Genomic DNA, 8,995 nt, shown 5'->3' on the forward strand with positions numbered 1-8,995 from the left:
TCGTGGGTCGTTGCTACCGAAGCGAGGGCTTGGCGACCGGCTGGGCGGGCGTGGTGTTGCCGGGCTTGCCCATCACGGGCGCGGGCTTGCTCGGCGCCCGCGCGGCATCGCGGAGCGCCGCCATCGCGGTCGCCGCGTCGGCGAGCGCCGGCCAGCCCACCTTCTTGCCGGACACCGACACCCGCAGCTTCCCGTCGCGGAACTCGATCGCGTCGATCGTCTTGATCGTGTCGATGTGCGTGTCGGGGACCAGCGTCTTGGCGAGGGCACGGATCGAGTCCTTCGCCAGGCGGCTGAAGCCATCGGTCAGCTTCGCCTTGTCGAATGCGCCGGCGGCCGCGGAGTTCATCTTGTTGCGCAGGTCGTTGGCGGCGGCGTTGATCGGGCCGGGGACACCGCCGAGCTCGGACGCCACCGACAGACCACCGACATCGATCCTCGATGGGGCCAGGAGATTGCCAGCGAACTTCAAGTACACGCTGATGGTCACCGCGCTGGTGGTCTTGATCTTGGCGTCGACGGACGCGTTGCCGACCGGGCCCGAATAGGAGAGCGAGCCCTTTGCCAGCACCGCGTTGCTGCCGATGCCGAGCTTGATTCGCACCAGGCCGGCATCGGGCCCCGACTCGAGCAGCTCGGCCTTGCTGACCGAGAGATGGCCGCACTCGAGGGAGAGCGACGCCTTCAGCGTGTTGCCGAGGGCCGAGATCGACTGTTCGATCTTCGGGAGGTCCACCTCGATCATCGCGGGGGTACCGACGTCCTTCAGCTGGTTCGAGGTCTTGATCGACAGCTTTCCGCCAGAGATGTCCACCGACAGCTCACCGATGCCGAGCGCGTCGATCCACGCCTTGCGGACCTTGGGCGAGTCGCCGACCAGCACCGCGTGGGCATCGACCATCCAGCTCGGCAGCGGCGCGGCCGGCCTCGCCGACGGCGCGACCTTGTGGTTGCGCTTGACGAACGCCAACTTCTGCACCGCTCGCCGCAGGCCGGACATCTCGCCGAGCTTGGCCTTCTGCGCCTCGGTCAGCCCCGGCATGCTCTGCCACTTGTCGGCGAGCTCGAAGATCTTGTCGCTGAAGCTGATGTCGACCAGGTTGACGAACATCGACTCGTAGACACCGGCGTACTTCGTCTCCATGCTCGCCCACGCGGCTCGGTTGGCCGACGACGGCAGGTAGCCGAACACAGTCGCATCGCCACGCAGCGCCGGATCGAGCGCGGCGGTCTCGGGGTACTTGTCCTCGAGACGATCGACCACGAGCATCGTCACGATCCCGAGGGCGACGAACTCGGCCGCGGTGAGGTTGGTGCCGGCGAAGAAGCCGGCACCGCTGCCGATCGGGGTACCGACGCCGGCACCGAGTGCACCTCCGGTGGCCGTGCCGATCGCGGGGAACACTGCGGTGCCGAGGGCCGCGCCCGCGACCCCGCCGACGGCAGCACCGATGCCGCCGCCCAGCGTGGTCAGCCCGGTGACATTGCCCGCTCCCGCGCCGCAGGCCGCGATCCACATCGCGACCAGCGCGGCATAGGCGTTCTCGCGGGCGCTCTGCTTGCCCGACGGGCGATCGGCGAGCATCTCGCCGATCGCCGCGACGAAGAGCGTCGAGAGCTCGTTGGCCTTCACCGTCGAGGGGTCGTCCGCGAGCAGCGGCAGCACCGGCACATGCGGCGCGGCGGCGGCCGGCTGCGGAATCGCGCCGGCGGTGAAGGAGGCAAGCAACAGAACCGAGGTGGTGGTGGCGCGGGCGAAGCCGCGAAGGCGCATCGTCGTCATGGAACGGGTCTCCGAGCGACCGAATCGCGCGGCGCGATCGCTCCGACCGTCCGCGGCGCCGGGGGTCGTACGGTCTCCGCGACCTCGTCGACGCTCCGGCAATCCTGAACGACACGACGGCGCCGTCGTCGTTTGGCGCCCGCGGTCCGCCAGGCTTTCCACGGGTGCCCTCGGCGCGAGTGATCAACTCTCCGCGATCCGCGGTCTTCAGGGGCGCCGACGGTGTTCGCAGTCGCGCCCCAGGACCCATGACGACCCCCCGAATCCTCGCCTTCTCCGCGCTCGCGCTGCTGGCCGGTTGCGACACCGTGCGCGGGTGGTTGCACGACGCCACCGGTGACGATGCCAAGCCCGTCGCCGCCGCGGCAGCGGCGGCCCCAACCCCCGCACCGACCCCGGCGCCTGCGCCTGCGGTCGCGGCCGCGCCATCGTCGGCGGTCCCGGGATCCACACCCGACCTTCCGATGCCGACGCCATCCGCGAACGCGCCCGCCGGATCGTTCGAGTGGGTGTTCGAACCACCGAAGCAAGCGGCGATGAAGCGCTATCAGCCGCTGTTCGAGCATCACCGGCTGAGCAGCGTGGTCGCGGCCATGAACGTCGTCGAGCTGCCGCGCACGGTGCCGGTGGTGCCGCTCGAGTGCGGCACACCCAACGCGTTCTATGCCCCCAAGAAGCACGGCGTGGTCATCTGCTACGAGCTCGCCGACCTGTTCTATCGCTCGTTCCTCGACGGCGGCGCCGACGATCAGACTGCGGCCGATGCGACGCTCAACGCGCTGACGTTCGTGATGTTGCACGAACTCGGCCACGCCGCCATCGGCGAGCTCGAGCTCGGGGTGACCGGCGGCGAAGAGGATGCCGTCGACGACCTGGCCGCGCTGCTGCTCGTCGACATCGGGCACCCCGACTGGGCCTTCGACGGCGCACGCTCCATGACGTTGTTGTCGAAGGGCCAGAAGGCCGTCTACTTCGACGAGCACTCCATGGGCGAGCAGCGCTTCTACAACATCACCTGCGTCGTCTTCGGCAGTGATCCGATGAAGTACCTGCCCATGGTCGAGCGCGGCTTGTTGCCGTCGGCGCGCGCGGGTCGATGTCAGAAGGAATACGAACAGAAAGACAAGGCGTGGCAGGGCCTGCTCGCCGCTCACCTGAGGAAGAAGTGAAGGACATGGGACGACGACACACGCATCGGATCGTGCTCGCGCTGCTGTGCGCGGGTGGTTGCGACAAGCTCAGCAAGGTGTTCGCGGACGAGCCCGCTGCGTCGGAGACCAAATCCGAGCCACCGGCGACAGCCAGCGTCGCACCGGCGCCGACGACCGCACCCGCGGCGGCGCCGGTCGTCGCAGCTCCGGCGACTCCAGTGACGCCGCCGCCTGCGAGCCCAGTGGCCGCGCCGCCGCCGAAGGTCGATGTCCACGATCTCCTCGCAGAGAATTCGGCGCCCAGCGGCGGCATGGTCAACACCGATCCCACGAGCATCGACGCCAGCGCTGCGCCGAAGCTCGGCGGCTCGGCGACGCCGCATCCCACCCTCGCCAGCGCGACCTTGCAGATGCTCCCCGGCGGTCACCTCTCGGTCGCGACCCCGCCGGAGTGGAAGGTCGGCGGCAAGGACGGCATCGAGGGCTTCGTCGCGCCGGACCAGAAGCTCGGCATCCTGGCGGCGCCCTACACGACGCGCGACGAGGCCGCGAAGATCCTCGAGAAGTTCGGACAACTCACCAAGGTCACCACGGTCGAGTGGCGCGAACCCAAGACGGTCAAGCTCGGACACGACGAGCTGCCGACGTCGCTGCGCGTCGGCAAGGCGAAGGTCGCAGACGGGACCGAGATCGTCATCCTCCGCGCGCTGGTCGAGCCCGGCGACGGCAACGACATGGCCGTGGTCGTCTTCATGGACAAGGACGCGCCGAAGTCGGAGATCGAGCAGGCCGACGCCATCCTCGGCTCGATCCGCCGGGCCGGGGCATAGTCGTGCGCCGGTGGCACCGTCGGTGACACCGCTGGCGCACCGCGTGTGGGCCAGCAGTCAGCGCCCGCGCGCGATCCGTTCACGATGGTCCGATCCGCGCGTTCACGAGGGTCCGATCTTCGTGTTCACGATGGTCCGGAATCCGCACTGGCTCGACGTCCTGCGCAGGCTCAAGACGCGAGGCATGCAAGCTCCGGCGCTCGCGGTCGGCGACGGTGCGCTCGGCTTCTGGGCCGCCGTGCGCGAATTGCGGCCCGAGACTCGCGAGCAGCGGTGCTGGTTCCACAAGCTCGGCAACGTGATCGACAAGTTGCCGAAGTCGCTGCGGTCGAAGGCAAAGGCGGCACTGCACGAGATCGTGTACGCCGAGGGACGCGAGCCCGCACGCAAGGCGATCGAGGCGTTCGCGACGACGTTCGGCGCCAAGCACCCCAAGGCCGTCGAGTGCTTGCGCAAGGACGAGTCGAAGCTGCTCACCTTCTTCGACTTCCCCGCCGAGCACTGGAAGCACCTGCGCACCAGCAACGTGATCGAGTCGACGTTCGCGACGGTGCGCCTCAGGACGCGCGTCACGAAGGGCCCGGGCTGCCGGAAGAAGGCGCTCACGATGGCGTTCAAGCTGCTGCAGCAAGCAGGGGCACGGTGGCGTCGACTCGATGGCCATCAACTGCTCCCCCTTGTCCGAGCCGGAGTGAAGTTCGTCGACGGAGTTCGTCAAGAGCGGAACAAGTCGGAGGAGCACGCCGCCTGATCATGGACGGCCGATCCACAACTATTGACAATACCTCCCAGCACTGCATTGCTCATCGACTCTCGGAGTGCTCGTTCCTCCATCCTCGCGCCCACCGAGCGCAACCCGTTCGCGATCGCGTCTTGCTTCTCCTCGAACGTCAGTCGGCCGAACGTCTCGCCAGAGATCGTCACGTACAGCTGCTCAGCGATCGCGTCCGCGATCGTGTCCGCCTTCGAGAGTCGCTGCTTCTTCGTCTGGCTCCGCATGGTCAGCCTCAACCGTCGACTCGGTTCCCGAAATCCCGTCGCTCGACGATTCTTCGCGCAGCCTTCGCATCACCTCCGCAAGCACCGCACCGATCGCGCCCTGTATCTCCTCGAAGCTCAGCGGATGGTCGGCGGCCGCCCGCACCGAGGCTATCCCTTCGGCCACCAGCGCGTCGAACCGTTCGTCCTTCGCCCCCGCACCACCGCTGGCCTTTCGCGTCGTCATCCGCACAACGAGACCACGGCGTTGTCATCCCCGCCACTCCATCGGCCTTAGGCCGCCAACACTTCTCCCACCGCATGGCTCAGGCTCGGATCCACACCCGTTTTCGCCGCACTGTTCACATCACCACGCTCGATCGGAATCGCCACAATTCCGTGGACGAAATCGCCGCCATCGGGTGCAAGTGGACGCACGCTTCGTGCTGCTTGAACCATCAGGCGCGTTCCACTTCCAACTCCACGGCCCTCGGCGCCTCGTCCTCAAGCCGGTCATCGAGATGAAGGCGGCGGCTGCTCAGCCGGAAGCGGCTGCCGCACCGAGCCGGCGTGAGCCGCACTGCTGGCGCCGAACTCTCGAAAGTTCATACGTGCCCGAACGAGAGAAACCTCGTTGGCCCCACCGGCCAGGTTGGGGTCTCTGAACTGAGCGTCGTCGTCCTCCCAGTAGCAGACCGGACAAACCGCGAACGTTCCCGGCGGCAGCTCGTCGAGCGTCAAGAAGCCACAGCAAGGACAAGGGTGTTTCGTTCTCATGGCGAGACCTGACTCTTCCAGTAGTCCATGCCCCCCGAAGGTCGGAACAGAGTCCGGATGGTCCCATCGGAAGCGCCGACAGCGAACTCGTTCGTCCTCGTGTTGTACCGGAGGATGTCGCCGTTTGCTCTGGTATGGCCGAGAATTTCTCCGCTGGGTTGCTTGCCCAGCAATCCCCCTGTGCCAACGAGGGATGAGACACTGCCGAGCCGGAATTTACTGAGGGGCGCGAGGGACCATGTACGAAATGACATCGAGCGCGAACCCACGGAAGGTCGAGACGGAGACCCGAGAGAGAGCGCATCGGCGGCGCTTCACGAAGGAGTACAAGCTGCGCGTGCTGCAGGATGCCGACGCCTGCACGAAGCCGGGCGAAGTGGGCGCACTGCTGCGGCGAGAGGGCCTGTACTCGTCGCACCTCACGAGCTGGCGCGGGCAGAGGCTCGAGGGTACGTTGAAGGCGTTGGAGCGCAAACGCGGACCCAAGCCGAAGCAGACGGCGGAGCAGGCCGAGCTGGAGAAGCTGCGGCGTGACAACGAGCGCCTGCGCGAGAAGCTGCGCAAGGCCGAGAAGATCATCGAGGTCAAAAAAACTCTCGGAGGTGTTGGGGCTGGACAGCGACGACACCGAGGAGCCGACGTGAAGGCAGCGGTCGACGAACTCGCGGACCAGCTCGGCGTGGCGGTCGCCTGCGAGGCGCTCGGCGTGCCGCGGAGCACTGCGTACCGCTGGCGGCAGCCGGCCCTGCATGGCCCCCGCCGACCACGTCGACGACCTTCACGCGCGCTCTCCGAAGCCGAGCGGACCAACGTGCTTGAGGTGCTCCACTCCGAGCGCTTCGTCGACAAGGCGCCGGCGACCGTGCACGCCACGTTGCTCGACGAGCAGCACTACCTCTGCCATCCCCGCACGATGTATCGGATTCTGGCGCTGCAGGACGAGATCCGCGAGCGCCGCGATCAAGCCCGGCACCCAAAGTACGCGCGACCCGAACTGATCGCCACGGCACCCAACCAGGTCTGGACGTGGGACGTGACGTGGCTGCGCGGTCCGGTGAAGTACACCTACTACCCGCTGTACGTGATCATCGATCTCTTCAGCCGCTACAACCCGGGCTGGATGCTCGCCCACGAGGAGAGCGGCGAGCTCGCGGCGAAGCTGATCCGCGAGGCGTGCAACCGCCACGGGATCGAACCGGGCACGCTCAAGCTGCACGCCGACCGCGGGCCCGTGCCCAGGGGCAAGACTGTGAAGCAGCTGCTGCGCGACCTCGAGATCACGGCGTCGTTCAGCCGACCGCGCGTCAGCAACGACAACCCGCACTCCGAGTCCGAGTTCCACACCCTCAAGTCGCACCCAGATTTCCCGGAGCGCTTCGAGAGCTTCGACCACGCGCGCGACTTCTGCCGGCGCTTCTTCGCCTGGTACAACGACGAGCACCGGCACTCCGGCATCGCTCGCCTCACTCCCGCCGACGTCTTCTTCGGGCGCGCCACCGAGGTCCTCGCGCAGCGCCAGCTCGTGATGAACGAAGCCTTCGCGAAGAACCCAGAGCGCTTCGTCGCAGGCCCACCGCAGGTGCCCACGCTCCCCAAGGCAGTCTGGATCAACCCACCCGAGAATCGCTCGGAGAGCGAGCTCGGACTTCACTAAACTCTCAACCCAAAAATCTCATTCTCGTTGACACATGCCGAATGACTGCGCACGGCGGAGGTAGCCTGCCTGCGTGATGTTCCCTTCGCCCCATTCCGCGGCGTGCTTGGCGAAGTGTTGGTCAAACGCGGCTTGATCACGAAAGCTCGTGAACGTGCGCGCCGGGGGAAGCGCCTTCAACCCTCCCCCCTCGGCGGCGGTGTTCGCGAGCGGCTGGTCAACGCTCCGTACCCCATCATCGATAAGCTCGCCGCCCGCGGAGAGATCGACCCTGTGCGCCAGCCTGACCGCGGGCCGGATGGCGTCATCGGCTTTGGCGCCCAAAGGACGGAGCACCGCCCCTCGGAGACGCCTGAGCTGCGCGAGCCCGCCGCGAGCGATGGACGCAACTCCAGCGGCGTTGCCGGGCTCGAACACGATCGTCGCGGCGATGAGGACCCACTCGGAAGCCGCCTGTATCGCGCGGTGCTCTTCGCGGACCACGTAGGGATTCTTGTACGCCTCGAGTTCGCCGGCCCAACGAACGGCCGGCGCATCGGGTTTCCACATGAGTGGAACCAGGGCAATCTGCGCACTCGTCACGGCCGCGTCGGCCAAGAAGTTCTCGACCGCACCGGACCAGCTCGCCTCCGGCAGGTCCGGTCCGTGGAGCGCTTCGCTGGCCGACGCGGCAGCGATCGCGACATCGACCTCATCGACGCCATCGAGCGCATGCTGCATCTGTGAACGCCAGGCGTGCTGCACCGCTGCCTGCCGTGTCGACTCGGCCTGCAGCATCGCGGTCAGCACGGCTGGATCGGTCGCCGACACGGCGTCGCAGCCGTTCGTGTCGCTGAACGTGAGTGGGCTTCCGCGGCAGTACGCGTACCGGTTCACGCCGTCGCCGAGCCCCGTCGGATCGGCTGAAGTCCACCGCCCCAACCACGCCGCGTAGTACCTCGCCCCGTGCTGCGCGAGCCCGGTCTCCTCGTCGCGCTCCATGCCGGTATACCGATACCGGCTCGCCACCGCATCGAGCCCGCTCCGCATCGCGCGGTAGCTCGAGGTCCCGTACGGATGAAACTCCTCGTACGCGATCACCTTGCCATCGGGATCCACCTCGAGCTTCACGCTCCCGAGATGATCCGCCAGCGCATACCGCCGCAGCGCGACGGGCTTCGCGATCGTGTTCCCGTCCGCGACGAGCTTGATGTCGACCTGCAACGCACCGCCGACGTGCTCCGTCAGCGTCCGCTCGACGACCACGCCGGCGCGCCGCTTGGTGTACAGCTCCTCGGCACCGAGGTACACGCGGTCCTCGACGACACCGTCGCCGCTGCGGACCAGCTTGCGCACGCGCACGCCACCGGCGTACTGCAGCCAGACCTGCTGCGTGCCCCGATGCACGAGCTCGAGCGCATCGTTCTCGTCCCACACCAGCTTCTGCAGGTGCGGCATCGCGACCATGTGACCGGCGACGTCATACGCGTACCGCTCGTGCAGCGCCTGCGCGGCGTTGCCGGTCGCGCGCAGTCGGTTGCCGTGCTCGGCGTACGCATACTCGCGACGAAATGAGCCCGCGCCAGCGTGGTGCTGCAGCGTGCGCAGGTTGCCGACGGCGTCGTAGCGGTAGCGCTGCACGTACCGCCGCATCGCCTTTGGGTCATTCGGCGAGGTCGCGCGCAGCGGCAGCACGACCGCGTCGCCGGTCCGCGGCGTGCGGCCGTTGGCGGCTTGGCCCTCGTGCTCGCGACCGCTGGCCTCGACCAAACGGTACAGCGCGTCATAGCGGTAGTCGTTGACCGCTTCGAGCGCCGCGTTGTCGCGGTACACGATCGCTTGC

8 protein-coding genes are annotated in these 8,995 nt (G+C 67.6%); 4 read left to right on the forward strand and 4 right to left on the reverse strand.

Annotated elements, in window-relative coordinates; translation table 11 throughout:
* Positions 1-13: 13 nt before the first annotated feature.
* A complete protein-coding gene (locus tag IPH07_01955; protein ID MBK6916141.1) occupies positions 14-1,783 on the reverse strand; it encodes a hypothetical protein in 1,770 nt (589 codons plus the stop codon).
* A 248-nt stretch (positions 1,784-2,031) separates the two neighbouring features.
* On the opposite strand from IPH07_01955, the gene IPH07_01960 reads away from it, so the two are divergent.
* The 3 genes from IPH07_01960 to IPH07_01970 all read left to right on the forward strand — a co-directional run bounded on the left by IPH07_01960 (position 2,032) and on the right by IPH07_01970 (position 4,515).
* Entirely contained in the window at positions 2,032-2,952 is a 921-nt protein-coding gene (locus IPH07_01960) for a hypothetical protein (GenBank protein MBK6916142.1), read from the forward strand.
* Positions 2,953-2,957: 5 nt separating this feature from the next.
* The gene (locus IPH07_01965; protein MBK6916143.1) at positions 2,958-3,764 is read left to right on the forward strand and encodes a hypothetical protein; all 807 of its coding nucleotides are present in this window, start codon (positions 2,958-2,960) and stop codon (positions 3,762-3,764) included.
* A gap of 184 nt (positions 3,765-3,948) precedes the next feature.
* Positions 3,949-4,515: a transposase gene (locus IPH07_01970; GenBank protein MBK6916144.1), complete on the forward strand. Its 567-nt coding sequence runs from the start codon at positions 3,949-3,951 to the stop codon at positions 4,513-4,515.
* A 183-nt stretch (positions 4,516-4,698) separates the two neighbouring features.
* Here IPH07_01970 and IPH07_01975 read toward each other — a convergent pair whose 3' ends face one another.
* Together IPH07_01975 and IPH07_01980 are read right to left on the reverse strand one after the other, a co-directional pair.
* Positions 4,699-4,989 (reverse strand): hypothetical protein, encoded by a 291-nt coding sequence (locus IPH07_01975; protein MBK6916145.1) that lies wholly within the window; start codon positions 4,987-4,989, stop codon positions 4,699-4,701.
* 266 nt (positions 4,990-5,255) lie between these two features.
* Complete coding sequence (locus tag IPH07_01980; protein MBK6916146.1) at positions 5,256-5,519, reverse strand: hydrolase; 264 nt, start codon at positions 5,517-5,519, stop codon at positions 5,256-5,258.
* Between the two features lie 238 nt (positions 5,520-5,757).
* Between IPH07_01980 and IPH07_01985 the strand changes: the two genes are divergently transcribed.
* Positions 5,758-7,173 carry an IS3 family transposase gene (locus IPH07_01985; GenBank protein MBK6916147.1) on the forward strand — a complete coding sequence of 472 codons (1,416 nt, stop codon included), beginning with the start codon at positions 5,758-5,760 and terminating at the stop codon, positions 7,171-7,173.
* A gap of 18 nt (positions 7,174-7,191) precedes the next feature.
* Here the strand turns inward: IPH07_01985 and IPH07_01990 are convergent, their stop codons facing one another.
* Positions 7,192-8,985 (reverse strand): RHS repeat-associated core domain-containing protein, encoded by a 1,794-nt coding sequence (locus IPH07_01990; protein ID MBK6916148.1) that lies wholly within the window; start codon positions 8,983-8,985, stop codon positions 7,192-7,194.
* Positions 8,986-8,995 lie beyond the last annotated feature (10 nt).

It is taken from the genome of Deltaproteobacteria bacterium (genome assembly GCA_016709225.1).
Classification (GTDB): domain Bacteria; phylum Myxococcota_A; class Polyangia; order Nannocystales; family Nannocystaceae; genus Xiheibacterium; species Xiheibacterium phototrophicum.